The sequence below is a fragment of the Paucibacter sediminis genome (assembly GCF_030254645.1).
GTDB classification, from domain to species: domain Bacteria; phylum Pseudomonadota; class Gammaproteobacteria; order Burkholderiales; family Burkholderiaceae_C; genus Paucibacter_B; species Paucibacter_B sediminis.
In genome coordinates this window covers 5,047,870-5,073,082 of sequence record NZ_CP116346.1, presented here as the reverse complement: position 1 = coordinate 5,073,082, position 25,213 = coordinate 5,047,870, and the positions used below count along the sequence as shown (strand labels likewise).

Sequence of the window (25,213 nt, the reverse complement as noted above, 5' to 3'; positions counted from 1 at the left end):
GTTTTGCCGGATGGCGCTCGAACTTTTCGGTGCGTCAGTTCAGCAAAACTAATCGCAAACCCGGCATTCGAAAGGTGTCGTTGCTTCGGTCAGGCTCTCAGTTGAGGGTGCACCGGGCAACGATTCGAGCCGGATTTTAGAACCAACCTTCGGAGTATTTACATGTCCGTTACGATGCGCGAGATGCTGGAAGCCGGCGTCCACTTTGGTCACCAAACCCGCTTCTGGAACCCCAAGATGGCCCCGTATATCTACGGCCATCGCAACAAGATTCACATCATCAACCTCGAGAAGACGCTGCCCGCGTTCGAGGAAGCGATGAAGTTCGTGCGCCAGCTGTCGGCCAAGCGCGGCACCATCCTGATGATCGGCACCAAGCGTCAAGCACGCGAAGTGATCGCCCTGGAAGCCCAGCGCGCCGGCATGCCCTACGTCGACCAGCGCTGGCTCGGCGGCATGATGACCAACTTCAAGACCGTCAAGGGTTCGCTGAAGAACCTGAAGGACATGCAAGCCCAGGTTGATGCCGGCACCCAGCCCGCCATCAAGAAGGAAGCCCTGCTGTTCCAACGCGATCTGGCCAAGCTGGAAAAGAACATCGGCGGCATCCAAGACATGGCTGCCCTGCCTGACGCCATGTTCGTGATCGACGTGGGTTATCACAAGATCGCCGTGGCCGAAGCCAAGAAGCTGGGCATCCCCGTGATCGGTATCGTCGATACCAACCACTCGCCCGAAGGCATCGACTACGTGATCCCCGGCAACGATGACTCGGCCAAGGCCGTGGCGCTGTACGCCCGCGCCGTCGCCGACGCCGTGCTGGAAGGCCGCGCCAACGCCACCAACGAAGTGCTGCAAGCCGTGGCACCCGCCGGTGACGAGTTCGTGGAAGTCAGCGAAGGCGCCTAAAGCGCAATCGCACCCAGGCAAAGGGGCTGATTCAGCCCCTTTTTCGCAAGCCGGGTACTGAATTGGTTTAATCGTGGGGTCAGGTTTTGCCTGCCCCGCGCTCGATGGAGATTGATGATGGCTGCTATTACCGCAAGCATGGTCGCCGAACTGCGCGCCCGTACCGATGCACCCATGATGGAGTGCAAGAAAGCCCTGACCGAAGCCGAGGGCGACCTGGGCCGCGCTGAAGAGATCCTGCGCGTCAAGCTGGGCAACAAGGCCGGCAAGGCCGCTTCGCGCGTGACCGCCGAAGGCGTGGTCGCCTCGGCCGTGGTGGGCGCGACCGGCGCGCTGGTCGAAGTGAACTGCGAAACCGACTTCGTGTCCAAGAACGATGCCTTCCTGGCCTTCGTGAACGCCATCGCTGGCCTGATCGCCACCGAGGCGCCCGCCGATGTGGCCGCCCTGTCGGCCCTGCCGCTGTCGCAAGAAGGCTTCGGCCCGACGGTGGAAGACGTGCGCAAGGGCCTGATCGGCAAGATCGGCGAGAACATGACGATCCGCCGCTTCCAGCGCTATGCCGCCGGCAACAAGCTGGCTTCCTATCTGCACGGCACCCGCATCGGCGTGATGGTCGAGTTCGAGGGTGACGACGTCGCCGCCAAGGACGTTGCCATGCACGTCGCCGCGATGAAGCCGGCCGCCCTGTCGTCGGCCGATGTGCCGGCCGAGCTGGTGGAGAAGGAGCGCAAGATCGCTGCCGAGAAGGCTGCCGAGTCCGGCAAGCCCGCCGAGATCGTCGCCAAGATGGTCGAGGGTTCGGTGCAGAAGTTCCTGAAGGAAGTCTCGCTGCTGGACCAGGTCTTCGTGAAGGCCGCCGACGGCAAGCAGACCGTGGCTGCCATGCTCAAGGAGAAGGCCACCAATGTGAAGAGCTTCACCCTGTATGTGGTGGGCGAAGGCATTGAGAAGAAGGTGGATGACTTCGCGGCCGAAGTGGCCGCCCAGGTGGCTGCTGCCAAGGGGCAGTAAGCCTCCCCAGAAAAGGGCGCCACTAGGCGCCCTTTACACTTGTGCCTGCGGCTGGGTTCACGAGGCCTGGACACGCGGCAACCCCAACGCTTAGACGAGGTACGAATGCCCGCGCACAAACGCATCCTGCTCAAACTCTCCGGCGAGGCCCTGATGGGCGACGACGCCTATGGCATCAACCGCGCCACCATCGTGCGCATGGTGCGTGAGATCCAGGAGGTCACCAAGCTGGGTGTGGAAGTGGCCGTCGTGATTGGCGGTGGCAATATCTTCCGCGGCGTGGCCGGCGGTTCGGTGGGCATGGACCGCGCCACCGCCGACTACATGGGCATGCTGGCCACGGTGATGAACTCGCTGGCCCTGGCCGACACGATGCGCCAGGAAGGCATGACGGCGCGCGTGATGTCGGCCATCGCCATCGAGCAGGTGGTCGAGCCCTATGTGCGCCCCAAGGCCTTGCAGTACCTCGAAGAGGGCAAGATCGTCGTGTTCGCCGCCGGCACCGGCAACCCCTTCTTCACTACCGATACCGCCGCCGCCTTGCGCGGCGCCGAGATCGGTGCCGAGATCGTGCTGAAGGCCACCAAGGTGGACGGCGTCTACACCGCCGATCCCAAGAAGGACCCGTCGGCGACGCGCTATGCGCGCATCAGCTTCGACGAGGCCATCACCAAGAATCTGCAGGTGCTGGACGCGACCGCGTTCGCACTCTGCCGCGACCAGAAGCTGCCCATCAAGGTCTTCAGCATCTTCAAGCCGGGCGCGCTCAAGCGCGTGGTGATGGGCGAGGATGAGGGCACGCTGGTGCACGTCTGAGCGGCGCAAGCCGTTGAGATGGCACTGGGCTTTACTGAGGTTGAGATCATGAGCATTGCAGACATCAAGAAGAACGCCGAAGCCAAGATGGCCAAGTCCGTCGAGGCCTTCAAGAACGAGTTGCACAAGATTCGCACCGGCCGTGCCCACCCGGGCATCCTGGACCAGGTGCATGTGGACTACTACGGCTCGATGGTGCCGATTTCGCAGGTGGCCAATGTGAGCCTGCTGGACGCCCGCACCATCAGCGTGCAGCCCTGGGAAAAAGGCATGGGCGCCAAGATCGAGAAGGCGATCCGCGAGTCCGATCTGGGCCTGAACCCCGCATCGCAGGGCGACCTGATCCGCGTGCCGATGCCCCCGCTGTCCGAAGAGCGCCGTCGCGACCTGACCAAGGTGGTGCGCAATGCCGGCGAGGATGCCAAGGTGGCGGTGCGCAATCTGCGCCGCGACGCCAACGAGCAGGCTAAGAAGCTGCTGAAGGACAAGGAGATCGGCGAGGACGACGAGCGCCGCAGCCTCGACGAGGTGCAGAAGCTCACCGATCGCGTGATCGTCGAGATCGACAAGCTGACCTCGGGCAAGGAAGCCGAGATCCTCGCCGTCTGACCAGCCCGTGACTAGCGAAAGCAAGGCGGTTCCCCGCCATGTCGCCATCGTCATGGATGGCAATGGGCGCTGGGCCAAGAAGCGCTTTCTGCCGCGCTTCTTCGGTCACAAGCAGGGCGTGGATGCGCTGGTGAAGATCGTGCAGGCCTGCATCGATCGCGAGATCGAATACCTGACGGTGTTTGCCTTCTCCAGCGAGAACTGGAAGCGCCCCAGCGACGAGGTCTCGGGCCTGATGGGGCTGGTGCTGGCGGCGGTGTCGCGCTACCTGGCGCGCATGGGCTCGATGGGCGTGCGCATCCGCATCGTCGGCGACCGCGAGGCGGTCTCCGACAAGCTGCGCAATGCCTGGAACGAGGCCGAGAACGCGACCCGCCACAACACCAAGCTGACGCTCAATGTGGCCTTCAACTACGGTGGCCGCTGGGACATCGTGCAGGCCGCCAAGGCGGCCATCAAGGCGGGCGTGCCGGCCGAGCAGATCACCGAGGCCAAGCTGTCGGAGTTCATGGCGATGAGCTATGCGCCGGACCCGGATCTCTTCATCCGCACCGGCGGTGAGGTGCGCATCAGCAACTTCATGCTCTGGCAGGTGGCCTACACCGAGTTCGTGTTCTCCGACTGCCTCTGGCCCGAGTTTGGCGAAGCCCAGCTCGACGCCGCTATCCAGGCCTTCCGCGAGCGCGACCGGCGCTTCGGCGGGGTCAAGCTCTCACCCCAAGAGGCCTGAAGTGCTGAAACAGCGTGTCATCACCGCCATCGTCCTGCTGGCCATTCTGCTGCCGGCGCTGTTCGCCGCGTCGCCCTGGCCCTTTGCCCTGCTGACCCTGGTGATGATTGGCGCGGCCGCCTGGGAGTGGGCGCGGCTGAACGGACTGCCGGGTGCCGGCGCCTGGGGCTTCGGTGCCTTGATCGCCGCGGCTTGCGGCGCCACGCTGTGGGCGCTGCAGCTACAGGCGCCGCCCAGCTGGTGCTGGTGGCTGGCGGGTGGCATCTGGGTGCTGGGCGGCACGCTGGCCCTGCGCGGCGGCCCGGCGGCCTGGCCCAAGGTCTCGCGCGCGCTGCGCCTGGTGCTGGGCGGCCTGGCGCTGTGGGCGGCCTGGCTGGCGATGGCACAGGCCAAGGCCCAGGGCATCAACTTTCTGCTGTCGATCTTCTGCCTGGTGTGGATGGCCGACATCGCGGCCTACTTCGGCGGCAAGGCCTTCGGCCGCCGCAAGCTGGCGCCCGCCATCAGCCCCGGCAAGAGCTGGGAGGGCGTCTGGAGCGGCATGCTGGGCGTGCTGCTGCTGGGCGTGATCTGGGTGCACGTGATCGACGCGCGTTTCCACGTCGATGCGCCGAGCCTGTTCAGCCTGCTGGCGCATGGCCTGGGCCCGGTATCGCTGCTGGCGCTGTTCTTCCTCGCGGCCATGAGCGTGGTGGGCGACCTGTTCGAGTCCCTCATCAAGCGCGCGGTCGGTGCCAAGGACAGCAGCCAACTGCTGCCCGGCCATGGCGGCGTGCTCGATCGCGTCGATGCCTTGTTGCCCGTGTTCCCCCTGGCCCTGGCCCTGAGTTCCCTTCCCAAGCTGATATGAGCGCACCCTCCATGAACCGCCGGCAGCGCGTCAGCGTGCTGGGTTCCACCGGCTCGATCGGCGTCAACACCCTGGATGTGCTGGCGCGTCATCCGGAGCGCTACGAGGTGTTTGCCCTCAGCGCGATGAGCCGGGTCGATGCACTGCTGGCGCAATGCCTGCAGCACCGGCCGCGCTACGCCGTGCTGCCCGACCAGGCCCTGGCCGCCGAACTGCGCGGCAAGCTGCGCGAGCAGGGCGCGCGCACCGAGGTGCTGGACGGGCCCGATGCCTTGAGCGAGATCGCGGCCCACCCCGAGGTGGATGCGGTGATGGCGGCCATCGTCGGCGCCGCCGGGCTGGCGCCCTGCCTGGCCGCCGCCCGCGCCGGCAAGCGCCTGCTGCTGGCCAACAAGGAAGCCATCGTGGTGGGCGGCGCGCTCTTCATGCAGGCGGTGGAGCAGGGCGGTGCCACGCTGCTGCCGATTGATTCCGAGCATTCGGCGATCTTTCAATGCCTGCCCGAGGACCGCAAGACCTGGCACCAGCGCATCGATCACATCGTGCTGACCGCCTCGGGCGGCCCGTTCCGCACCCGTGAGCCCGGCACCCTGGCCGAGGTCACGCCGGAGCAGGCCTGCGCACACCCGAACTGGGTGATGGGCCGCAAGATCTCGGTCGACTCGGCCACCATGATGAACAAGGCGCTCGAGGTGATCGAGGCGCGCTGGCTGTTCAACCTGACGCCCGAGCAGATCAAGGTCATCATCCATCCGCAAAGCATCATCCATTCGATGGTGGTGTGTCGCGACAACTCGGTGCTGGCCCAGCTGGGCACGCCGGACATGCGTGTGCCGATCGCCTATGGGCTCGCCTTCCCCGAGCGCGTCGAGTCGGGTGCCAGCCGGCTCGATCTGCTCAGCACGCCGGGCCTGAGCTTCGAGGAGGCCGATGCGCGCCGCTTCCCCGGCCTGCATCTGTCCTGGGCCGCGCTGCGCGCACGCGAGGGTTCGACGGCCGTGCTGAATGCCGCGAACGAAGAGGCCGTGGCGGCCTTCCTCGACGGCGGCCTGCGCTTCGACCATATCCACCGCGTGAACGCCGAAGCGCTGGCGCAGCTGCTGCCCGCCGCCGATGAATGCGCCAGCGTGGCCGGCCTGCTGGCGCTGGACGCGCGCGCGCGCCGCCATGCCCAGGGCCTGATCAAGGCCTTGCGCGCATCATGATCACCTCCCTGCTGGCCTTCGTGCTCACGCTGGGCGTGCTGATCGTGGTGCACGAATACGGCCATTACCGCGTGGCGCGCGCCTGTGGCGTCAAGGTGCTGCGCTTCTCGGTCGGCTTCGGACGCGTCATCTGGCGCTACCGCAAGCATCCCGAGGCCACCGAGTTCACGCTCAGCGCCTTGCCCCTGGGCGGCTATGTGCGCATGCTGGACGAGCGCGAAGGGCCGGTGGCGCCGGAGGAGCGCGCCCAGGCCTTCAACAACCGGCCGCTGCTGCAGCGCACCGCCATCGTGGCCGCCGGCCCGATCGCGAATCTGCTGCTGGCGGTGCTGCTGCTGGCGGCGGTGAACTGGATCGGCCAGGACGAGCCGAAGGCCGTGCTGGGCGCGCCGCTGGCGGGCAGCCTGGCCGAGCGCGCCGGCATGCGCGCGGGCGACTGGGTGCAGGCGGTGTCGCGCGACGGCCAGGATTGGCAGGAGCTGCGCTCGCTGCCCGAGCTGCGCTGGCAGCTCACGCAGGCGGTGGGCGCACGCGCCAAGCTGTACCTGAATCTGAGCGACAAGGACGGCCACGGCCGCCGCGCCGTGCTGCTGGATACCGATGCGCTGGAGGGCCGCGATCTCGACGCCGCGCTGCTGCGCAAGCTGGGCCTGGGCGGCGCCTATAGCGAGCCGGTGCTGGGCGCGCTGGTGCCCAGCGGTGCCGGTGCCGCCGCCGGCCTGCGCCAGGGCGACCAGGTGCTGAGCGTCGATGGCGTGCCGGTGCTGGATGCCGCCAGCCTGCGCGAGCGCATCCGTGCGGCCGTCCAGGATGGTCGGCCGCGCACCATGCAGTGGCAGCTGCGCCGCGCCGGCGAGCTGCTCAGCATCGAGGTCACGCCGCGCCTGGCGGACGACGCCGGCAAGACCGTCGGCCGCATCGAGGCCATGGTGGGCGCCGCGCCGCAGTTCGTGAAGGTCAGCTATGGCTTTGCTGAAGGCTTGATGAAGGGCGCCGAGCGCACCTGGGAGGTCGCCAGCATGACGCTCACGACGCTGGGCCGCATGCTGATCGGCGAGGCCTCGCTGAAGAACCTCAGCGGGCCGCTGACGATTGCCGACTATGCGGGGCAGTCGGCACAGCTGGGCATCACGCCCTTCCTGAGCTTTCTCGCGCTGGTGAGCGTGAGCCTCGGCGTGCTGAACCTGCTGCCGCTGCCGATGCTCGATGGCGGACACCTGATGTATTATCTTTTCGAGGGTTTGAGCGGCCGCCCCGTCTCCGAGTGGTGGCTAGCGCAGCTCCAACGCGTGGGCGTGTTCGTGATGCTGCTGATGATGACTCTGGCCCTTTCCAACGACGTGACCCGCTTGCTGGGTCTGCATTGAAGCTTCCAACGCATGTCCCTATCTCTGTCTAAGCGTTCGCCTATGCGCCCCTCTTTGTTGTCCCTGGCGCTGGCCGCCACGCTGCAATCGGGTGCTGCCTGGGCCGTTGATCCTTTCGTGCTGAAGGACATCCGCGTCGAGGGCCTGCAGCGTACCGACCCCGGTACCGTGTTCGCCAGCCTGCCCTTTCGCATCGGCGACAACTACAACGACGACAAGGGTGCCGCGGCCCTGCGCGCGCTGTTCGCCACCGGCCTGTTCAAGGACGTGCGCATCAATATCGACGGCAGCTCGGTCGTCGTCGTCATCGAAGAGCGCCCCATCATCGCCAACGTGAGCTTCGTCGGCCTGAAGGAGTTCGATACCGAGGCGCTCTCCAAGTCGCTCAAGGACGTGGGCATCGGCGAGGGCAAGCCCTTCGACAAGGCCCTGGCCGACCGCGCCGAGCAGGAGCTCAAGCGCCAGTACCTGACGCGCAGCCTGTACGGCGCCGAGGTCACCACCACCATCACGCCGCTGGAGCGCAACCGCGTCAACGTCGCCTTCACGGTGGCCGAGGGCGAGCCTGCCAAGATCGGCGAGATCCGCATCCAGGGCAGCAAGGTGTTCTCCGAGAGCACGCTGCTGGGCCTGCTGGAGCAGACCACCTCGGGTTGGCTGACCTGGTACACCAAGACCGACCGCTACTCGCGCACCAAGCTCAACGCCGACCTCGAGACGCTGCGCTCCTACTACCTGAATCGCGGCTATCTGGAGTTTGCGGTCGAGTCCACCCAGGTGACGATCTCGCCCGACAAGCAGAGCATCGGCGTGGCCATCACCGTCAGCGAAGGCCAGCCCTATACCGTCAGCGCCGTCAAGATCGAGGGCGACTTCCTGGGCCGCGAGGAAGAGTTCAAGCGCCTGATCGCGCTCAAGCCTGGTGAGGCCTACCGCGGTGAAGCGGTGGCCCAGACCACGCGCGCCTTCCAGGATCTGTACGGCACCTTCGGCTATGCCTTTGCACGCGTCGAGAGCCGGCCCGAGATCGACCGCGCCACCGGCCAGGTGGTGGTGACCTTCAGCGCCGAGCCGCAGCGCCGCGTCTATGTGCGCCGCGTCATCATCTCGGGCAACACGCGCACGCGTGACGAAGTCATCCGCCGCGAGTTCCGCCAGTTCGAGTCGTCCTGGTACGACGGCCAGCGCATCAAGAATTCGCGCGACCGCGTCGAGCGCCTGGGCTATTTCAAGGACGTCAACGTCGACACCACCGAGGTGCCGGGCTCGCCCGACCAGGTGGACGTGACGCTCACGCTGACCGAGAAGCCCACCGGCAACATCATGGTCGGCGCGGGCTATTCCAGCGCGCAGAAGCTCTCGCTGACCGGCTCGATCCGCCAGGAGAATGTGTTCGGCTCGGGCAACTACCTGGCGCTGGAGGTCAATACCGCCAAGACCGGCCGCGCCCTGGTGGTCTCCACCGTCGACCCCTATTTCACGGTGGATGGCGTGTCGCGCGCCTTCGACATGTTCTACCGCACCACCAAGCCGCTCAACACCCTGGGTGAGGAATACGAGCTGGCCTCGTACGGCGGCTCGGTGAAGTTCGGCGTGCCCTTCTCCGAGCTGGACACCGTGTTCTTCGGCATCGGCTACGAACTCACGCGCATCACGGCTTCGGCTGGTCTGCCGAACAACTACTTCCTGTTCCGCAACCAGTTCGGCCCCAGCAGCACGGCCGTGCCCTTCACCATCGGTTGGGCCAACGACAGCCGCGACAGCGTGATCTCGCCCACGGCGGGTCGCTACCAGCGCGTCAACGTCGAGCTCAGCGCCCTGGGCGACTCGCATTTCTGGCGTGCCAATCTGCAGCATCAGCAGTACTTCAACCTGACGCACAAGTTCTCGCTGGGCATCAACGGCGAGCTGGGCTGGGGCGGCGGTCTGGGTGGCCGACCCTATCCCATCTTCAAGAACTTCTACGGCGGCGGCCTGGGTTCGGTGCGCGTGTTCGAGCCCGGCTCGCTGGGCCCGGTCGACGTGACCGGCTCCTACACCGGTGGCAATCGCAAGTTCAACCTGAACGCCGAGTTCTATGTGCCGGTGCCGGGTTCGGGCAATGACAAGAGTTTCCGCTTGTTCGCATTCATGGACGCGGGTAACGTTTGGGGATCGCATGAGAAGCTGGATTTGGCCAGCGTGCGCTCCTCGGCAGGTGTGGGTATCAGCTGGCTCTCCCCCATGGGCCCGCTGCGTTTGAGCTATGGCGTGCCATTGCGCAAGAAACCCACAGATAGAATCGAGAAATTCCAATTCCAGATCGGGACTGCATTCTGATGAACAGCAAGCTGTTGAAGACGGTGGCCGCGGCCGCCCTGATGTCGCTGTCGGCCTTCGGCCTGCAAGCGCAAGACCTGAAGATCGGCTACATCAATAGCGAGCGCGTGCTCAAGGAAGCCAATCTGGCCAAGGCCGCCCAGCTGAAGCTGGAAACCGAGTTCGGCAAGCGCGAGAAGGATCTGAAGGACGCCGAGAACAAGCTGCGCGGCGCTGCCGAGAAGCTTGAGAAGGACGCCCCGACCCTGGCCGAGGCCGAGCGCAATCGCCGTCAGCGCGATCTGGTGGAAGCCGACCGCGACCTGCAGCGCAAGCGCCGCGAGTGGCAGGAAGACCTGACCCAGCGCAAGAACGAAGAGCTGGGTGCGGTGGTGGAACGCGCCAACCGCGTCATCAAGCAGATCTTCGACGCCGAGAAGTACGACCTGATCGTGCAAGACGCCCTGCACGCCAGCGGCCGCGTGGACATCACCAAGAAGGTGATCGACGCGCTCAACGCGCAGAAGTAAATCGGTGGCCGCAGTCCTCACGCTGCCCGAACTGATCGCCGCCTTGGGCGGCGATCTTCTTGGTGCGGCCGAATCGCTTGCGGCGACGCGCATAGCCCGCATTGCCACGCTGGAAGACGCCGACGCCGAATCCATCGCCTTCCTCGCCAATCCGCGCTACGCGGCGCAACTGGCCAGTACCCAGGCGGGCTGCGTGATCGTGGCACCGGCGATGGCCGAGGCCGCCGTTGCACGTTCGGCGCGTTCGGCACCAGCGGCAGGCGCTGCCACGCTGGTCACGCCCGACCCCTATCTGTACTTTGCCCGCCTGACGCAGTGGTGGGCCGCGCGCGGCCGCAGCGGCAGCGTCGCGAGCATCCACCCCAGCGCCTTTGTCGACCCCTCGGCGCGGCTGGGTGAGGGCGTCAGCGTCGGCCCGTTTGCGGTCATCGAGGCGGGCGCGGTGATCGGTGCCGGCGCGGTGATCGGGCCGCACTGCGTGGTCGAGCGTGCTGCCAGCGTGGGCGCGGGCACCCGGCTGGCGCCGCATGTGACGGTCTGCCACGGCTGCAGCATCGGCGCGCGCTGCATCATCCATAGCGGCGCCGTGATCGGCGCCGACGGCTTCGGCTTCGCGCCCAATCAGGGCCAGTGGGAAAAGATCGAGCAGCTGGGTGCGGCGGTGATCGGCAACGACGTGGAGATCGGCGCGCAGACCTGCATCGATCGCGGCGCGCTGGGCAACACGGTGATCGAGGACGGCGTCAAGCTCGACAACCTGATCCAGATCGCCCACAACGTGCACATCGGCGCGCATACTGCCATGGCGGCTTGCTCTGGCGTGGCGGGCAGCACGCGCATCGGCAAGCACTGCATGATCGGTGGCTCGGCCAATATCGTTGGCCACATCACCATTGCCGACCACGTGTTCGTGTCGGCCTGCACCTTCGTCTCGCGTTCCATCAGCAAGCCGGGCCAGTACACCGGCGTGTTCCCGATGGACGAGAATGCGAACTGGGAAAAGAACGCTGCAACGCTCAGGCAGTTGCACGCCATGCGCGATCGCTTGCGCGCACTCGAGAAAAAATCATGACCAGCAATACCGACAACACCGGCTTCGACATCCACCAGATCATCAAGATGCTGCCGCATCGCTTCCCCTTCCTGTTGGTGGACCGGGTGCTGGAGGTGGAGAAGGGCAAGCGCATCCGCGCGATCAAGAACGTCACCATCAACGAGCCCTTCTTCCCGGGGCATTTCCCGGTGCGTCCGGTGATGCCGGGGGTGCTGCAGCTCGAGGCGATGGCCCAGGTGGCGACGCTGCTGGCGGTGGTGAGCCTGGACCGCCAGATCGACGACAAGACGATCTGCTATTTCGCGGGCATCGACGGTGCGCGCTTCAAGCGCCCGGTGGAGCCCGGCGATCAGCTGGTGTTCGAGGTCACGCTGGAGCGCGCCAAGGCCTCGCTGTTCAAGTTCACCGGCAAGGCCTTTGTGGGCGACGAGCTGGCCTGCGAGGCCGAACTGATGTGCACCATGCGCCGTATCGAAGACTGAGGTCCGGGCGCATATGGCTCGCATCCATCCCACCGCCATTGTTGATCCCAAGGCCCATTTGGCCGAGGACGTGGAGGTTGGCGCCTACGCGCTGATCGGGCCCGAGGTCTCGATAGCTGCCGGTACCCGCGTGGGCCCGCATTGCGTCATCGAGGGCCGCACCCGCATCGGCCGCGACAATCACTTCTACCAGTTCAGCTCGATCGGCGCGATGCCGCAGGACATGAGCCATGGCGGCGAGGTGACCGAGCTGGTGATCGGCGACCGCAACACGGTGCGCGAGTTCTGCACCTTCAACACTGGCACCTTCAAGGAAGAGGGCGTCACCCGGGTCGGCTCCGACAACTGGATCATGGCCTATGTGCACCTGGCCCATGACGTGCAGCTGGGCAGTCATTGCGTGCTGGCCAACAACGCCACCCTAGCGGGCCATGTGCGCGTGGGCGACTGGGCCACCATCGGTGGCCTGACGGGCGTGCATCAGTACGTCAAGATCGGCGCCCACGCGATGATCGGCTTCCAGGGTCATGTGGCCCAGGATGTGGCGCCCTATATGACGGTGGACGGCAACCCGCTGGCGGTGCGCGCGGTGAATCTCACCGGCCTGCGCCGGCGCGGCTTCAGCAATGAACGCATCGCGGTGATACGGCAGCTGCACAAGCTGATCTTCCGCAGCAGCCTGACGCTGGAGCAATCGAGCGCACAGATCCAGGCGCTGCTGGCCGAGCAGGGTGGCGATTCAGTGGCCGATGTGCAGCTGATGCTGGACTTCATTGCCGGCTCCACACGCGGCCTGGTGCGCTGAGCGATGTCTGAACAAGCGCCGCGCCTCGGGCTGGTGGCCGGCGAGGCTTCCGGCGACCTGCTGGCCAGCCTGCTGATCCAGGGCCTGCGCCAGCGCTGGCCCGCGCTGCGCACCCAGGGCATCGGCGGGCCGCGCATGCAGGCCCAGGGCTTCGAGGCCTGGTGGCCGTCCAGCAAGCTGTCCATCTTCGGCTATGTCGATGCGCTGCTGAATATCCGCGAGCTGCTGAGCATCCGTCGCCAGCTGGGCAATCGCCTGCTGGCCGAGCGGCCGCGCGCCTTCATCGGCGTGGATGCGCCCGACTTCAATTTCGGCCTGGAAACGCGGCTGCGCGAGGCCGGCATCAAGACCATCCACTTCGTCTGCCCCTCGATCTGGGCCTGGCGCGGCGAGCGCGTGCACAAGATCGCCAAGGCGGCGGACCATGTGCTGTGCCTGTTCCCCTTCGAGCCGGAGATCCTGCACAAGGCCGGCGTGGCCGCCACCTATGTCGGCCATCCGTTGGCCGATGCGATCGCGTTGCAGCCGCCCCGGGCGGAGGCCCGCGCGGCCATGGGTCTGGGCGAGGGCGACAACGTGGTGGCGCTGCTGCCCGGCAGCCGCCGCAGCGAGATCGGCTATATCGCCGAGCCGATGCTGCATGCGGCCCAGCTGATGCGGCAGGCGCGGCCCGAGCTGAAATTCATCCTGCCGGTGGCGCCGGGCCTGCGCGAGCTGCTGCAGCCCATGGTGGACCGCCTCGGCCAGGGCCTGAACCTGACGTTGCTAGACGGCCGCTCGCACGAGGCCCTGGCGGCCTGCGACATCACCCTGGTGGCCAGCGGCACCGCCACGCTGGAGGCGGCGCTGTTCAAGCGCCCGATGGTGGTGGCCTACCGCATGCACGCGCTGAACGCCTGGCGCATGCGCGGCAAGAACTACCTGCCCTGGGTGAGCCTGCCCAATGTGCTGGCGCGCGAATTCCTGGTGCCCGAGCTGCTGCAGGAGGCATGCACGCCCAAGGCGCTGGCGCGCGAGGGCCTGGCCTGGCTCGACGATGCCGAGCGCTATGCACGCGTGCAGGCGCGCTTTCACGAACAACACCTGCTGTTGCGCCGCGATACGGCGCGGGTGGCCAGCGATGCGATCGCGCAAGTCCTCGGCGCCTGAGCTGCCGACCCAGCTGGGGCTGGTCTGGGACGTGCCTGGCCTGATGGCCGGTGTGGACGAGGCCGGCCGAGGCCCGCTGGCCGGGCCGGTGGTGGCCGCCGCGGTGATCCTGGACGACCAGCAGCCGATTGCCGGCCTGGCCGACTCCAAGGTGCTGACCGAGAAGAAGCGCGAGCGCCTGTTCGACGAGATCCGCGCCAAGGCCTTGTGCTGCTGCATCGCCGAGGCCAGCGTGGCTGAGATCGATGAGCTCAACATCCTGCAGGCCACCATGCTGGCGATGCGCCGCGCGGTGGAGGGCCTGCGCCTCAAGCCGGCCAAGGTGCTGGTGGATGGCAACCGCCTGCCGGTGCTGAAGATTCCGGCCGAGGCCATCGTCAAGGGCGACGCCAAGGTCAAGGCGATCTCGGCCGCCTCGATCCTGGCCAAGGTGCACCGCGACCGCCTCTGCGTGCTGATGCACGAGCAGCATCCCGAGTACGGCTTTGCCACCCACAAGGGCTATCCCACCGCCGACCACATGGCCGCGCTGCGCGAGCATGGCGCCACGGCCTGGCATCGCACGAGTTTTGCGCCGGTGCGCGAGGTTTTGACGAAATGACGAGCCCCAACGTTCTCCACATCACCTCGCGCGACAACCCGGTACTGCAGCGTCTGCGCAAGCTGGCCGCGGACGCCAACGCCTACCGCAAGCTGGGCAGCATCTGGCTGGAGGGCGATCACCTGGCCCGCGCCGCGCTGGCGCGCGCCTACCCGCTCAGCCTCGCCGTGGTCACCGAAAGCGCCTACGCCGAGGCGCCGCTGCGCGATCTGGCCGACGCCGCGCCGCGCGTGCTGGTGGTGCCCGAGGCCTTGTTCAAGACCATCAGCGGGCTGGAGTCGCCGGCGCGCATCGGCTTCGAAGTGCCTTACCAGGCAGGGCAAGACCTGACCCCTGGGCTGGATTCGGTGGTGCTGGACCGGCTGCAGGATGCCGGCAACGTCGGCACCATCCTGCGCAATGCCGGCGCCCTGGGCTTCAAGCAGATCCTCGCGCTCAAGGGCACGGCCGCGCTGTGGTCGCCCAAGGTGCTGCGTGCCGGCATGGGCGCGCATTTCGGCCTGCGCCTGGTCGAGGGACTGCTGCCCGAGGATCTGGATCGGCTGGGCGTGCCCCTGGTGGCCACCAGCTCGCATGCGCAGCAGCAACTGCACCAGCTGCGCCTGCCCGAGCCCTGCGCCTGGGTGATGGGCCACGAAGGGCAGGGCGTTCAGCCTGCGCTGATGCAGCGCTGTGCGCTGACCGTGGGCATTCCGCAGCCGGGCGGCGAGGAGTCGCTCAATGTGGGCAGTGCCGCGGCGATCTGCCTCTACGAATCGGCACGCCAGCGGCTCACGAGCGCTTAATAGATCAGCCGGTCGGGGCGGATGTCTCGCAAGATGGTGGTGGCGATCTCCTCGATCGACTTGTGCGTGGACGAGAGCCAGGAGATGCCATTGCGCTTCATCATCGCTTCCGCTTCGTTGATCTCGTAGCGGCAGTTCATCAGATCGGCATACTTGCTGCCGGGGCGGCGCTCGTTGCGGATCTGCGAGAGGCGCTCGGGGTCGATGGTGAGGCCGAAGCACTTTTTCTTGTGCGGCTCTAGCATCGAGGGGATCTTGTTGCGCTCGAAGTCCTCGGGGATGAGCGGGTAGTTGGCCGCCTTGATGCCATGCTGCATGGCCAGGTAGAGCGAGGTCGGCGTCTTGCCGCTGCGCGACACGCCCACCAGGATCACGTCGGCCGATTCCAGGTTCTTGGCGGACTGGCCATCGTCATGCGCCAGCGAGAAGTTGATCGCCTCGATGCGGTCGTGGTACTCCTGGCTGCGCGCCACGTCGGAGAAGCGCCCGACGCGGTGGTTGGACTTTACCTGGAACTCCTCTTCCAAGGGCTCGATGAAGGTGTTGAACATGTCCATCACCAGGCCCTTGCAATGCTCGCGCACGATCTGCAGCACCTCGCGGTTCACCAGGGTGGCGAACACGATGGCGCGCTGGCCCTCCTGCTCACCCAGGTTGTTGATCTCGCGCACCACCTGGTGCGCCTTCTCGGCGCTGTCGACAAAGGGGCGGCGCACATGGCGGGGCTTGCCGGGGAACTGGGCCAGGATGGAGTTGCCGAAGGTCTCGGCAGTGATCCCGGTGCCGTCCGAGACAAAGTACACGGTGCGATTGGGCATGGCGCTGGGGGCTTTGATGTGCGGGTTTCCATCATAGAAGCACATCACCGTAGAATCGGCCGCAATATCCCGCTTGAGCGATGCACGGCCTCATGAACCCCCTCTACCTCCTAGAAGAATCCAGAAATGGTGGGGTGGGTGCGTGCGCGGGAGCCCCGGTTTCACAACATCACGGAGTTTCCCCATGTCTTCTCGCTTTGATGCGACCGCCCTGGTCGTTCCCTTTGAGAATCTGAGAATGAGCGACGTCGAGGTCGTTGGCGGCAAGAACGCCAGCCTCGGCGAAATGATCTCGCAACTGGCCGCCTCGGGCGTGCGTGTGCCCGGCGGCTTTGCCACCACGGCCCATGCCTTCCGCGAGTTCCTCAAGCATGAGGGCCTGGACAAGCGCATCGAGGCGCGCTTGGCCACGCTCAATACCGACGACGTGCGCGCGCTGGCCGAGGCCGGCGCGGAGATCCGCGGCTGGCTGGAGGCGCAGCCCTTTCCGGCCGATCTGGAAGCACAGATCCGCAGCTCCTTTGCCAAGCTGACCGCCGACAACCCCGGCGTGTCCTTTGCCGTGCGCTCGTCCGCCACCGCGGAAGACCTGCCCGACGCCTCCTTCGCCGGCCAGCAGGAGACCTTCCTGAACGTGGTGGGCATCGAAGAGGTGCTGCACAAGATGAAGGAGGTGTTCGCCTCCCTCTACAACGACCGCGCCATCAGCTACCGCGTGCACAAGGGCTTCGCCCATGCCGACGTGGCCCTGTCCGCCGGTGTGCAGCGCATGGTGCGCTCCGACCTTGGTTCGGCCGGCGTGATGTTCACCATCGACACCGAGTCGGGCTTCAAGGACGTGGTCTTCATCACCTCCAGCTACGGCCTGGGCGAGACGGTGGTGCAGGGTGCCGTCAACCCCGACGAGTTCTATGTGCACAAGCCCGCGCTGCAGCGCGGCAAGCTGCCCATCATCCGCCGCAACCTGGGCTCCAAGCTGATCCGCATGGAGTTCGCTACGCCGGAAGAGAAGGCCGCCAGCGGCAAGCTGGTGAAGACGGTGGATACCGCCCCCGAGCAGCGCAACCGCTACTCGCTGGCCGATGCCGAGGTGGTGGAACTGGCGCAGTACGCCATGATCATCGAGCAGCATTACCAGCGCCCGATGGACATCGAGTGGGGCCGCGATGGCGTGGACGGCAAGCTCTACATCCTGCAGGCCCGCCCCGAGACGGTGAAGAGCCAGGCCGAGGGCCAGGTCGAGCATCGCTACAAGCTCAAGGGCCACAGCGCGGTGCTGGCCGAGGGCCGTGCCATCGGCCAGAAGATCGGCACCGGCCCGGTGCGATTGGTGCACAACATCGCCGAGATGGAGCGCGTGCAGCCGGGCGACGTCCTGGTGACCGACATGACCGACCCGAACTGGGAGCCGGTGATGAAGCGCGCCTCGGCCATCGTCACCAACCGCGGTGGCCGCACCTGCCACGCCGCCATCATCGCGCGCGAGCTGGGCATTCCGGCGGTGGTGGGCTGCGGTGATGCGACCGAGAAGCTCAAGGACGGTCAGCTGGTGACGGTCGCCTGCTCCGAGGGCGACACCGGCTACATCTACGACGGCCTGCTCGAGACCGAGATCAGCGAGGTGCATCGCGGCGAGCTGCCGTACTGCCCGATCAAGATCATGATGAACGTCGGCAACCCGCAGCTGGCCTTCAACTTTGCGCAGATGCCCAGCGCCGGCGTGGGCCTGGCCCGCCTCGAGTTCATCATCAACAACAACATCGGCGTCCACCCCAAGGCCATCCTCGACTATCCCAACATCGACGCCGACCTGAAGAAGGCCGTCGAGTCGGTGGCGCGCGGCCACGCCTCGCCGCGTGCCTTCTATGTGGACAAGCTGGCCGAGGGCATCGCCACCATCGCCGCGGCCTTCTTCCCGCGCCCGGTGATCGTGCGGCTCTCCGACTTCAAGAGCAACGAGTACCGCAAGCTGATCGGCGGTTCGCGTTACGAGCCGGACGAAGAGAACCCGATGCTGGGCTTCCGCGGTGCCTCGCGCTACATCAGCGGCGAGTTCTCGGATGCCTTCGCGATGGAGTGCGAGGCGCTCAAGCGCGTGCGCAATGACATGGGGCTCTCGAACATCGAGATCATGGTGCCCTTCGTGCGCACGGTGCGCCAGGCCGAGCGCGTGGTGGACATGCTGGCCGAGCGTGGCCTCAAGCGCGGCGTGGATGGCCTGCGCGTCATCATGATGTGCGAGGTGCCCAGCAACGCCATCCTGGCCGAGGCCTTCCTGGAGCATTTCGACGGCATGTCGATCGGCTCCAATGACCTGACCCAGCTGACCCTGGGCCTGGACCGTGACTCCGGCCTGGAGCAGCTGGCGGGCGACTTCGACGAGCGCGACTCGGCCGTCAAGGCGCTGATCTCGCGCGCCATTACCGCCTGCCGCGCCACCGGCAAGTACATCGGCATCTGCGGCCAGGGCCCCAGCGACCATCCGGACTTCGCCGACTGGCTGGCCTCGGAAGGCATCGTCTCGATCTCGCTCAACCCCGACACGGTGATCGAGACCTGGCAGCGCCTGGCCAAGCGCTGAGTACTGCCTGCTCGGCAAGGAGGCGGCCCGCGGGTCGCCTTTTTTTGTGCGCGAACTGTGGCGTGATGCGGGTAGTCGGGGATGCGCGGCGGGGCGGGCCTCAAGCATCATCGCCGCATGGCAATCGTGGACATGGCGGCAGCATTCAAGCGCAGGCTCGGGCGCATCTATGGCGCCTACACCCTGGGCTTCTGCATGCTGGTGCTGGTGCTGGCCGTGCTCGAGCATTGGGGCATGCCCAAGACCTGGATAGGCTTTTGCTTCCTGGCCGTGACGGTGGGTGTGTATGCCGGCATCGGCATCTTCACCCGTACCACCGACCCCGACGAGTACTACGTGGCCGGCCGCCGCGTGCCTGCCTTCTACAACGGCATGGCCGCCGGCGCCGACTGGATGAGCGCCGCCTCCTTCATCGGCCTGGCGGGCACCCTGTATCTGGCCGGTTATGGCGGGCTGGCCTTCGTGCTGGGCTGGACCGGCGGCTTCTGCCTGGTGGCCCTGCTGCTGACGCCCTATCTGCGCCGCTTTGGCCGCTTCACCATCCCCGATTTCCTGGCCGAACGCTATGACAGCCAGACGCTGCGTCTGCTGGGTGCGCTGGCCGCCATCCTGATCTCCTTCATCTATGTGGTGGCGCAGATCTATGGCATCGGCCTGATCACCACCCGGCTCACCGGCCTGACCTTCGAGATCGGCGTGTTCGTCGGTCTGGGCGGGGTGCTGGTGTGCTCCTTTCTGGGCGGCATGCGCGCCGTCACCTGGACCCAGGTGGCGCAATACATCATCCTGATTGCCGCCTACCTGGTACCGGTGGTGTGGCTCTCGATCAAGCAGACCGGCGTGCCGGTGCCGCAGGCCGTGTACGGCTACCAGGTGCAGAAGATCAGCGCGCGCGAGCAGGAGTTGATCAAGGACCCGGCCGAGTTGCAGGTGCGGCAGTTCTACGCCCAGCGCGCCATCGAGTACGGGCAGAAATTGCAGGACGTGCCCACCGCCTTGGCAGCGGAGCGCACCCAGGCGTCGCGGCATATCGCCAAGCTCAAGGCCGGCGATGCGCCGCTGGCCGAGATCCAGGCCGCCGAAAAGCGCCGCGCGGCCCTGCCCAAGACGGTGGCCGAGGCCGAAAGCCAGTGGCGCCGCGCCAAGGCCCAGGACGAGCAGCGCGCGCGGCCCCTCTCCGGCATGCCGGCCCATACCCAGCCGTTTGCGGGCGACCCGGAGGGCGACGCCGGCCAGCAGGAAAGCTTCGACGTCTCGCGCCGCAACTTCCTGGCCCTGGTGTTCTGCCTGATGCTCGGCACGGCGGGCCTGCCGCACATCCTGGTGCGCTACTACACGACGCCCTCGGTGGGCGAGGCGCGCGCCTCGGTGGCCTGGTCGCTGGGCTTCATCGGCCTGCTCTACATCACCGCGCCGGCGCTGGCGGTGATGCTCAAGTTCGAGGTCTTCAATGGCCTGGTGGGCACGCCCATCGCCGATCTGCCCGCCTGGGTGGGGCAGTGGATGCGGGTGGACGCGGGCCTGCTGTCGATCAACGACGTGAACGGCGACGGCATCCTGCAACTGGGCGAGCTGCACCTGGGCAGCGACATCATCATGCTGCTGGCGCCCGAACTGGCCGGGCTGCCCTATGTGGTCTCGGGCATGGTGGCGGCGGGGGGCCTAGCTGCGGCGCTATCGACCGCAGATGGCCTGCTGCTGACGATCTCGGCCTCGCTCTCGCACGACATCTATTACCGCATCGTCAACCCCAGCGCCAGCAGCACCCGCCGTGTCACGCTGTCCAAGGCGCTGCTGCTGGCCACGGCATTGAGCGCGGCCGCGGTGGCGGCGCAGCGGCCGGCCGATATCGTGCTGCTGGTCTCGGCGGCGTTCTCGCTCGCCGGCTCGACCTTTGTGCCGGTGCTGGTGCTGGGCATCTTCTGGCAGCGGGCCAACAAGCAGGGCGCGCTGGCCGGCATGCTGACCGGGCTGGCGGTGTGCGCCTACTACATGGTCAGCGCCGATCCGGGCCTGCGGCGCAGCCTGGGCATTCCCGGCGCCGTCGAGCTGTGGTGGGGCATCCATCCGATCTCGGCCGGCCTGTTCGGCATACCGGCGGGCACGGTAGCCCTGGTGCTGGTGAGCCTGCTGACGCCCGCACCACCGGCGTCGGCGAGGGCCCTGTTGGCCCGTTTGCGTGCGCCAGATCCGCGTTGAAACGCGCTGAACCGCGCTGAGCGGCACGCCAGTCAGCGCCCATTTGGGCCTTCCGGCATTTCGCGCTACAATCGCGGGCTTTCCCTTGCCGTACCCATGAGTTTGACGCTGGGGTCCGGCTTCCACAGTGCAGGAATCATCCTGGGCTGGAATCCACAAGGAGTGTTTATGCGTCACTATGAGATCGTTCTGCTGATCCATCCGGATCAAAGCGAACAAGTTCCGGCCATGCTGGAGCGCTACAAGGGCCTGATCACCGCTGGCGGTGGTGTGGTCCACCGTGTTGAAGATTGGGGCCGCCGTCAACTGGCTTACCTGATCCAGAAGCTGGCCAAGGCGCACTACCTGTGCCTGAACATCGAGTGCAGCAAGGAAGTCCTGGCTGAGCTCGAGACCGGCTTCCGCTTCAACGACGCCGTGCTGCGCCACCTGACGGTGGTCAAGCCCAAGGCCGAGACCACGCCTTCCGTGATGATGAAGGCTGTGGAGCGTGAGGAAGCTCGCAAGGCTCCTCAGGAAGCTACTGCCTAAGTTGGGTGATCAAGCGAGTGTTCTTGTGAAGCGCGTACGGCTGTGAATCAGCTTCTATTGCTCGCGCAGATACAGGAACTCGGTCTACTCAGATACACGCCCGCCGGATTGCCGGCCCTGGACATCGTGCTCAAGCATGATTCCACGGTGCAAGAAGCAGGCGGCCCCCGCAAGGTCTCCATGGAGCTCAAAACGGTGGCAATCGGAGAGACGGCCAAACGCGTTCAGGCGCTTGGTGTTGGTGGACATGCCCGCTTCGGCGGCTTTCTGGCAGCCCAACGCAACGGTCGTGGAATCATCTTCCACATCACCGAACTGACAGCGCAAGAGGCAGCAACTCGCGCACCTGAATCTGTATCCGGATTGAAAAGTTAAGAGGTCACACTATGCCCCCAGCACGTGGTAAAGGTCGGTTCTCCAAGGACCGCAAGCCCAAGCGCAATCAACAGTCGCTGCTGTTCCGCCGCAAGCGTTTCTGCCGCTTCACCGTCACCGGTGTCGAACAGATCGACTACAAGGACATCGACACGCTGCGCGACTTCATCAGCGAAAACGGCAAGATCACGCCCGCTCGCCTGACCGGCACGCGCGCCTTCTTCCAGCGTCAGCTGACGGTTGCCATCAAGCGCGCCCGTTTCCTGGCCATGCTGCCCTACAGCGACCAGCACAAGGTCTGAGGAGTAACCCAACATGCAAATCATCCTGCTTGAAAAGGTCGCGAACCTCGGCAACCTGGGCGACGTCGTCAAGGTCAAGGACGGCTACGCACGCAACTTCCTGATCCCGACCCGCCAGGCACGCCGTGCCACGGCCGCCGCGATCAAGGAATTCGAAGCCAAGCGCGCCGAGCTCGAGAAGGCTGCCGCCGAGAAGCTGGCCGCCGCTCAAGCCCTGGGCGACAGCCTGTCCGGCAAGACCGTGCGCATCAGCCAGAAGGCTGGCGTGGACGGCCGTCTGTTCGGTTCGGTGACCAACGCCGACATCGCCGAAGGCCTGACCAAGATGGGCTTCGCTGTGGCCAAGTCGCAGATCCGTCTGCCGAATGGTCCGCTGAAGGCCGTGGGCGAGTTCGCCGTGAGCGTGGCTGCACACACCGATGTGGTGGTGGAGATCTCCGTTCAGGTCGTCGCCGACGTCGAGTAAGTACCGATAGTGTTTGCGGCCCCGAAGGGCTGCAATCATCAGAAAAGCCGGAGGCTGCCAAGCCCTCGGCTTTTTTGCCTTCTGGGGGACGAGTTATACAGCTCCGCCCCCAGGCCCTGAACAGATTCTCCACAGACTTGTCCACAGCGGCGTTTGGAACTCGAGACCATGTCAGCGATCATTTCCCCCAATCCCGGATCCCCCGATCGCAGCGATGACGAGGTGTCGCGCCTGCGCGTGCCGCCGCACTCGGTGGAAGCCGAGCAAAGCGTGCTGGGCGGCCTGCTGATCGACAACAGCGCCTGGGATCGGGCCGGCGATCTGCTGTCCGACAGCGATTTCTACCGCTTCGAGCACAAGCAGATCTTTGCCGCGGTGGGCAAGCTCATCAACGCCGGCAAGCCCGCCGACGTGGTGACGGTGTTCGAGGAGCTGACCTCGCTGGGCAAGGCGGCCGATTGCGGCGGCCTCAAATACCTCAACGACCTGGCGCAGAGCGTGCCAAGTGCCGCGAATCTGCGTCGTTATGCCGAGATCGTGCGCGAGCGCGCCATCCTCCGCAAGCTGGTCAGCGCCAGTGACGAGATCGCCACCGCGGCGCTCGCGCCGCAGGGCCGCGCGGTGACCCAGATCCTCGACGAGGCCGAGGGCAAGATCTTCCGCATCGGCGAAGAGGGCTCGCGCAGCCGCCAGGGCTTCCAGAGCATGGACAACCTGGTGGTGCAGCTGATCGATCGCGTCAACGAACTGGCCGAGAACGGCGCCGAGGACGTGACCGGCGTGCGCACCGGCTTCTTCGACCTGGACCGCATGACCGCCGGCCTGCAGCCCGGCGACCTGATCGTGCTGGCGGCGCGCCCCTCGATGGGCAAGACGGCGTTCGCCGTCAATATCGCCGAGAACGTGGCCATCAACGAAGGCCTGCCGGTGGTCATCTACTCGATGGAAATGGGCGCGGCCCAGCTGGCACTGCGTATGGTGGGCTCGATCGGCCGCATCGATCAGGGCCATCTGCGCACCGGCCGCCTGGCCGATGATGAATGGAGCCGGCTCTCCGAGGCGGTGGACAAGCTCGGCAAGTCCAGTATCTTCATCGACGAGAGCCCCGGCCTCTCGCCCAGCGAGGTGCGCGCGCGTGCGCGCCGCCAGGCCCGCATCTGCGGCAAGCTGGGCCTGATCGTGATCGACTATTTGCAGCTGATGAGCGGCAACGGTGGCAACGAGGAAAACCGTGCTACCGTGATCGGCGAAATCTCGCGCGGACTCAAGGCCCTGGCCAAGGAGCTGCAATGCCCGGTGATCGCGCTCTCGCAGCTCAACCGTTCGGTGGAAACGCGGCCCGACAAGCGCCCCATGATGTCCGACCTGCGCGAATCCGGCGCCATCGAGCAGGATGCCGACATCATCATGTTCATCTACCGCGACGAGTACTACACCAAGGACGAGTGCAAGGAGCCGGGTGTGGCCGAGATCATCATCGCCAAGCAGCGTAACGGCCCGGTGGGCACGGTGAAGCTGGCCTTCCAGCGCATGCACACCAAGTTCGAGAACCTGGCACCCGGCTACAGCGGCGGCGGCGACGAGTACTGAATAGCCCTGGCGCTGGCAATGAATGGAATACTGTATGAAAATACAGTATGCCTTCCACCATCAAGCCTCCCATTCCCCTCAAGGGGCGCGGCAGCGACTGGGCCATCGCGCATCGCTTCGAGCGCCAGGCCCGCGAATGCTTTGACGACGGCTGGGGCACGCTTGAGCAGGAGGCCGCCGAAGAGCAGCTGCCGCCCAGCACGCAGATCATCGAGGAGCATGCCAAGAGCATCATTTCGAGCAACCAGTCGCCCGACATCAGCTTCGACCTCTCGATCAACCCCTACCGCGGTTGCGAGCATGGTTGTATCTACTGCTTCGCGCGGCCCACGCACAGCTACCTGAACCTCTCGCCGGGCCTGGATTTCGAGACCCGCATCATTGCCAAGGTCAACGCCGTCGAGCGTCTGCATGCGGCCTTCGCGTCGCGCGCCTATAGCCCTAAGCTGCTGTGCCTGGGCACAGCCACCGACGCCTACCAGCCCATCGAGCGCAAGCTATGCATCACGCGCGGCCTGGTGGAGCTGATGGCGGCCTGCCAGCACCCGTTCTCCATCGTCACCAAGTCCGCGGGCGTGGAGCGCGATCTGGACCTGCTGGCGTCGATGGCCGCCAGGCGCCAGGTGGGCGTCTATGTGTCCATCACCACGCTGGACCCGACACTGGCGCGCATCCTCGAGCCGCGCGCGGCCGCGCCGCAGCGGCGCCTGCGCACGCTCAAGACCCTGGCCGAGGCGGGCGTGCCGGTGGGTGTGAGCGTCTCGCCCATCATTCCCTTTCTGAACGAGCCCGAGCTGGAGCAGATCCTGACCGCGGCCGCCGAGGCGGGCGCCAGCAAGGCCTTCAGCATCCCGCTGCGCCTGCCCTGGGAGGTGGCGCCGCTGTTCCAAGACTGGTTGCAGCAGCATGTGCCCGACAAGGCCGCGCGCGTGATGGCGCGGGTGCGCGAGATGCGCGGCGGTGCCGACAACGATCCGCGCTTCGGCTCGCGTATGCGGGGCGAGGGCATCTGGGCCCAGCTGCTGCAGCAGCGCATGCGCAAGGCCTGTGCGCGCCTGGGGCTCAATCGTGAACGCATACCGCTGGACCTGAGCCAGTTCCGGCCACCGGCCTCGCCGGGCGGGGCACAGGCCGAGCTGTTTTGAAA

General features: G+C 66.2%; 25 protein-coding genes. 24 read left to right on the top strand and 1 reads right to left on the bottom strand.

The genetic code is table 11. The annotated features are described in order from the left end of the window. Positions 1–162 precede the first annotated feature (162 nt). The 16 genes from rpsB to PFX98_RS23435 all read left to right on the top strand — a co-directional run bounded on the left by rpsB (position 163) and on the right by PFX98_RS23435 (position 15,204). A complete protein-coding gene (rpsB, locus tag PFX98_RS23510; RefSeq protein WP_285232901.1) occupies positions 163–909 on the top strand; it encodes a 30S ribosomal protein S2 in 747 nt (248 codons plus the stop codon). A gap of 117 nt (positions 910–1,026) precedes the next feature. Beyond that, complete coding sequence (gene tsf, locus PFX98_RS23505) at positions 1,027–1,923, top strand: translation elongation factor Ts (RefSeq protein ID WP_285232900.1); 897 nt, start codon at positions 1,027–1,029, stop codon at positions 1,921–1,923. 105 nt (positions 1,924–2,028) lie between these two features. After that, a complete protein-coding gene (gene pyrH / locus PFX98_RS23500; RefSeq protein WP_285232899.1) occupies positions 2,029–2,739 on the top strand; it encodes a UMP kinase in 711 nt (236 codons plus the stop codon). A gap of 48 nt (positions 2,740–2,787) precedes the next feature. Beyond that, positions 2,788–3,348, top strand: a complete 561-nt coding sequence (gene frr / locus PFX98_RS23495; RefSeq protein WP_285232898.1) for a ribosome recycling factor — start codon at positions 2,788–2,790, stop codon at positions 3,346–3,348. Positions 3,349–3,355: 7 nt separating this feature from the next. Continuing rightward, positions 3,356–4,078, top strand: a complete 723-nt coding sequence (uppS, locus tag PFX98_RS23490; protein WP_285232897.1) for a polyprenyl diphosphate synthase — start codon at positions 3,356–3,358, stop codon at positions 4,076–4,078. 1 nt (position 4,079) lies between these two features. After that, positions 4,080–4,928, top strand: a complete 849-nt coding sequence (locus PFX98_RS23485; protein ID WP_285232896.1) for a phosphatidate cytidylyltransferase — start codon at positions 4,080–4,082, stop codon at positions 4,926–4,928. Further along, positions 4,925–6,133, top strand: a complete 1,209-nt coding sequence (ispC, locus tag PFX98_RS23480) for a 1-deoxy-D-xylulose-5-phosphate reductoisomerase (protein ID WP_285232895.1) — start codon at positions 4,925–4,927, stop codon at positions 6,131–6,133. Before PFX98_RS23485 ends, ispC begins: the two co-directional genes overlap by 4 nt. Then, positions 6,130–7,500, top strand: coding sequence for an RIP metalloprotease RseP (rseP, locus tag PFX98_RS23475; RefSeq protein ID WP_285232894.1), 1,371 nt, complete (start codon positions 6,130–6,132; stop codon positions 7,498–7,500). The genes ispC and rseP overlap by 4 nt, the downstream gene beginning before the upstream one ends. A 42-nt stretch (positions 7,501–7,542) precedes the next feature. After that, entirely contained in the window at positions 7,543–9,819 is a 2,277-nt protein-coding gene (gene bamA / locus PFX98_RS23470; protein ID WP_285232893.1) for an outer membrane protein assembly factor BamA, read from the top strand. After that, the gene (locus tag PFX98_RS23465) at positions 9,819–10,328 is read left to right on the top strand and encodes an OmpH/Skp family outer membrane protein (RefSeq protein ID WP_285232892.1); all 510 of its coding nucleotides are present in this window, start codon (positions 9,819–9,821) and stop codon (positions 10,326–10,328) included. The genes bamA and PFX98_RS23465 overlap by 1 nt, the downstream gene beginning before the upstream one ends. Positions 10,329–10,332: 4 nt before the next feature. Further along, positions 10,333–11,400, top strand: coding sequence for a UDP-3-O-(3-hydroxymyristoyl)glucosamine N-acyltransferase (lpxD, locus tag PFX98_RS23460; RefSeq protein ID WP_285232891.1), 1,068 nt, complete (start codon positions 10,333–10,335; stop codon positions 11,398–11,400). Next, positions 11,397–11,864 carry a 3-hydroxyacyl-ACP dehydratase FabZ gene (gene fabZ, locus PFX98_RS23455; RefSeq protein WP_285232890.1) on the top strand — a complete coding sequence of 156 codons (468 nt, stop codon included), beginning with the start codon at positions 11,397–11,399 and terminating at the stop codon, positions 11,862–11,864. Before lpxD ends, fabZ begins: the two co-directional genes overlap by 4 nt. Positions 11,865–11,877: 13 nt before the next feature. Continuing rightward, positions 11,878–12,669, top strand: a complete 792-nt coding sequence (gene lpxA, locus PFX98_RS23450) for an acyl-ACP--UDP-N-acetylglucosamine O-acyltransferase (RefSeq protein ID WP_285232888.1) — start codon at positions 11,878–11,880, stop codon at positions 12,667–12,669. 3 nt (positions 12,670–12,672) lie between these two features. Beyond that, positions 12,673–13,818 carry a lipid-A-disaccharide synthase gene (gene lpxB, locus PFX98_RS23445; protein ID WP_285232887.1) on the top strand — a complete coding sequence of 382 codons (1,146 nt, stop codon included), beginning with the start codon at positions 12,673–12,675 and terminating at the stop codon, positions 13,816–13,818. Next, the gene (gene rnhB / locus PFX98_RS23440) at positions 13,790–14,419 is read left to right on the top strand and encodes a ribonuclease HII (protein ID WP_285232886.1); all 630 of its coding nucleotides are present in this window, start codon (positions 13,790–13,792) and stop codon (positions 14,417–14,419) included. Before lpxB ends, rnhB begins: the two co-directional genes overlap by 29 nt. Beyond that, positions 14,416–15,204, top strand: coding sequence for a TrmH family RNA methyltransferase (locus tag PFX98_RS23435; protein WP_285232885.1), 789 nt, complete (start codon positions 14,416–14,418; stop codon positions 15,202–15,204). The genes rnhB and PFX98_RS23435 overlap by 4 nt, the downstream gene beginning before the upstream one ends. On the opposite strand, the gene ppsR is transcribed toward PFX98_RS23435, so the two are convergent. Continuing rightward, on the bottom strand, positions 15,201–16,022 hold the full coding sequence (gene ppsR, locus PFX98_RS23430) for a posphoenolpyruvate synthetase regulatory kinase/phosphorylase PpsR (RefSeq protein WP_285232884.1): 822 nt from the start codon (positions 16,020–16,022) through the stop codon (positions 15,201–15,203). The genes PFX98_RS23435 and ppsR overlap by 4 nt on opposite strands. Before the next feature lie 184 nt (positions 16,023–16,206). Between ppsR and ppsA the strand changes: the two genes are divergently transcribed. The 8 genes from ppsA to PFX98_RS23390 all read left to right on the top strand — a co-directional run bounded on the left by ppsA (position 16,207) and on the right by PFX98_RS23390 (position 25,211). Next, entirely contained in the window at positions 16,207–18,603 is a 2,397-nt protein-coding gene (gene ppsA / locus PFX98_RS23425) for a phosphoenolpyruvate synthase (protein WP_285232883.1), read from the top strand. Between the two features lie 117 nt (positions 18,604–18,720). Then, positions 18,721–20,802, top strand: a complete 2,082-nt coding sequence (locus PFX98_RS23420; protein ID WP_285232882.1) for a sodium:solute symporter family protein — start codon at positions 18,721–18,723, stop codon at positions 20,800–20,802. A 168-nt stretch (positions 20,803–20,970) separates the two neighbouring features. After that, entirely contained in the window at positions 20,971–21,333 is a 363-nt protein-coding gene (gene rpsF, locus PFX98_RS23415) for a 30S ribosomal protein S6 (protein ID WP_285235683.1), read from the top strand. A 42-nt stretch (positions 21,334–21,375) separates the two neighbouring features. Beyond that, positions 21,376–21,708 carry a primosomal replication protein N gene (priB, locus tag PFX98_RS23410; protein WP_285232881.1) on the top strand — a complete coding sequence of 111 codons (333 nt, stop codon included), beginning with the start codon at positions 21,376–21,378 and terminating at the stop codon, positions 21,706–21,708. 11 nt (positions 21,709–21,719) lie between these two features. Beyond that, entirely contained in the window at positions 21,720–22,010 is a 291-nt protein-coding gene (gene rpsR / locus PFX98_RS23405) for a 30S ribosomal protein S18 (protein WP_285232880.1), read from the top strand. A 13-nt stretch (positions 22,011–22,023) separates the two neighbouring features. Continuing rightward, positions 22,024–22,476 (top strand): 50S ribosomal protein L9, encoded by a 453-nt coding sequence (gene rplI, locus PFX98_RS23400; RefSeq protein ID WP_285232879.1) that lies wholly within the window; start codon positions 22,024–22,026, stop codon positions 22,474–22,476. Between the two features lie 168 nt (positions 22,477–22,644). After that, positions 22,645–24,066, top strand: a complete 1,422-nt coding sequence (gene dnaB, locus PFX98_RS23395; RefSeq protein WP_285232878.1) for a replicative DNA helicase — start codon at positions 22,645–22,647, stop codon at positions 24,064–24,066. Positions 24,067–24,113: 47 nt separating this feature from the next. Next, on the top strand, positions 24,114–25,211 hold the full coding sequence (locus PFX98_RS23390; protein WP_285232877.1) for a PA0069 family radical SAM protein: 1,098 nt from the start codon (positions 24,114–24,116) through the stop codon (positions 25,209–25,211). The last annotated feature ends 2 nt before the right edge of the window (positions 25,212–25,213 follow it).

Coding starts and splice junctions, on each gene's coding strand:
- rnhB (WP_285232886.1), top strand. CDS start 13,790: ATGCGATCGCGCAAGTCCTCGGCGCCTGAGCTGCCGACCCAGCTGGGG.
- ppsR (WP_285232884.1), bottom strand. CDS start 16,022: ATGCCCAATCGCACCGTGTACTTTGTCTCGGACGGCACCGGGATCACT.
- ispC (WP_285232895.1), top strand. CDS start 4,925: ATGAGCGCACCCTCCATGAACCGCCGGCAGCGCGTCAGCGTGCTGGGT.
- ppsA (WP_285232883.1), top strand. CDS start 16,207: ATGTCTTCTCGCTTTGATGCGACCGCCCTGGTCGTTCCCTTTGAGAAT.
- PFX98_RS23435 (WP_285232885.1), top strand. CDS start 14,416: ATGACGAGCCCCAACGTTCTCCACATCACCTCGCGCGACAACCCGGTA.
- rpsF (WP_285235683.1), top strand. CDS start 20,971: ATGCGTCACTATGAGATCGTTCTGCTGATCCATCCGGATCAAAGCGAA.
- pyrH (WP_285232899.1), top strand. CDS start 2,029: ATGCCCGCGCACAAACGCATCCTGCTCAAACTCTCCGGCGAGGCCCTG.
- rpsR (WP_285232880.1), top strand. CDS start 21,720: ATGCCCCCAGCACGTGGTAAAGGTCGGTTCTCCAAGGACCGCAAGCCC.
- tsf (WP_285232900.1), top strand. CDS start 1,027: ATGGCTGCTATTACCGCAAGCATGGTCGCCGAACTGCGCGCCCGTACC.
- PFX98_RS23420 (WP_285232882.1), top strand. CDS start 18,721: ATGGCAATCGTGGACATGGCGGCAGCATTCAAGCGCAGGCTCGGGCGC.
- PFX98_RS23390 (WP_285232877.1), top strand. CDS start 24,114: ATGCCTTCCACCATCAAGCCTCCCATTCCCCTCAAGGGGCGCGGCAGC.
- lpxA (WP_285232888.1), top strand. CDS start 11,878: ATGGCTCGCATCCATCCCACCGCCATTGTTGATCCCAAGGCCCATTTG.
- rplI (WP_285232879.1), top strand. CDS start 22,024: ATGCAAATCATCCTGCTTGAAAAGGTCGCGAACCTCGGCAACCTGGGC.
- PFX98_RS23465 (WP_285232892.1), top strand. CDS start 9,819: ATGAACAGCAAGCTGTTGAAGACGGTGGCCGCGGCCGCCCTGATGTCG.
- lpxB (WP_285232887.1), top strand. CDS start 12,673: ATGTCTGAACAAGCGCCGCGCCTCGGGCTGGTGGCCGGCGAGGCTTCC.
- bamA (WP_285232893.1), top strand. CDS start 7,543: ATGCGCCCCTCTTTGTTGTCCCTGGCGCTGGCCGCCACGCTGCAATCG.
- rpsB (WP_285232901.1), top strand. CDS start 163: ATGTCCGTTACGATGCGCGAGATGCTGGAAGCCGGCGTCCACTTTGGT.
- fabZ (WP_285232890.1), top strand. CDS start 11,397: ATGACCAGCAATACCGACAACACCGGCTTCGACATCCACCAGATCATC.
- dnaB (WP_285232878.1), top strand. CDS start 22,645: ATGTCAGCGATCATTTCCCCCAATCCCGGATCCCCCGATCGCAGCGAT.
- frr (WP_285232898.1), top strand. CDS start 2,788: ATGAGCATTGCAGACATCAAGAAGAACGCCGAAGCCAAGATGGCCAAG.
- rseP (WP_285232894.1), top strand. CDS start 6,130: ATGATCACCTCCCTGCTGGCCTTCGTGCTCACGCTGGGCGTGCTGATC.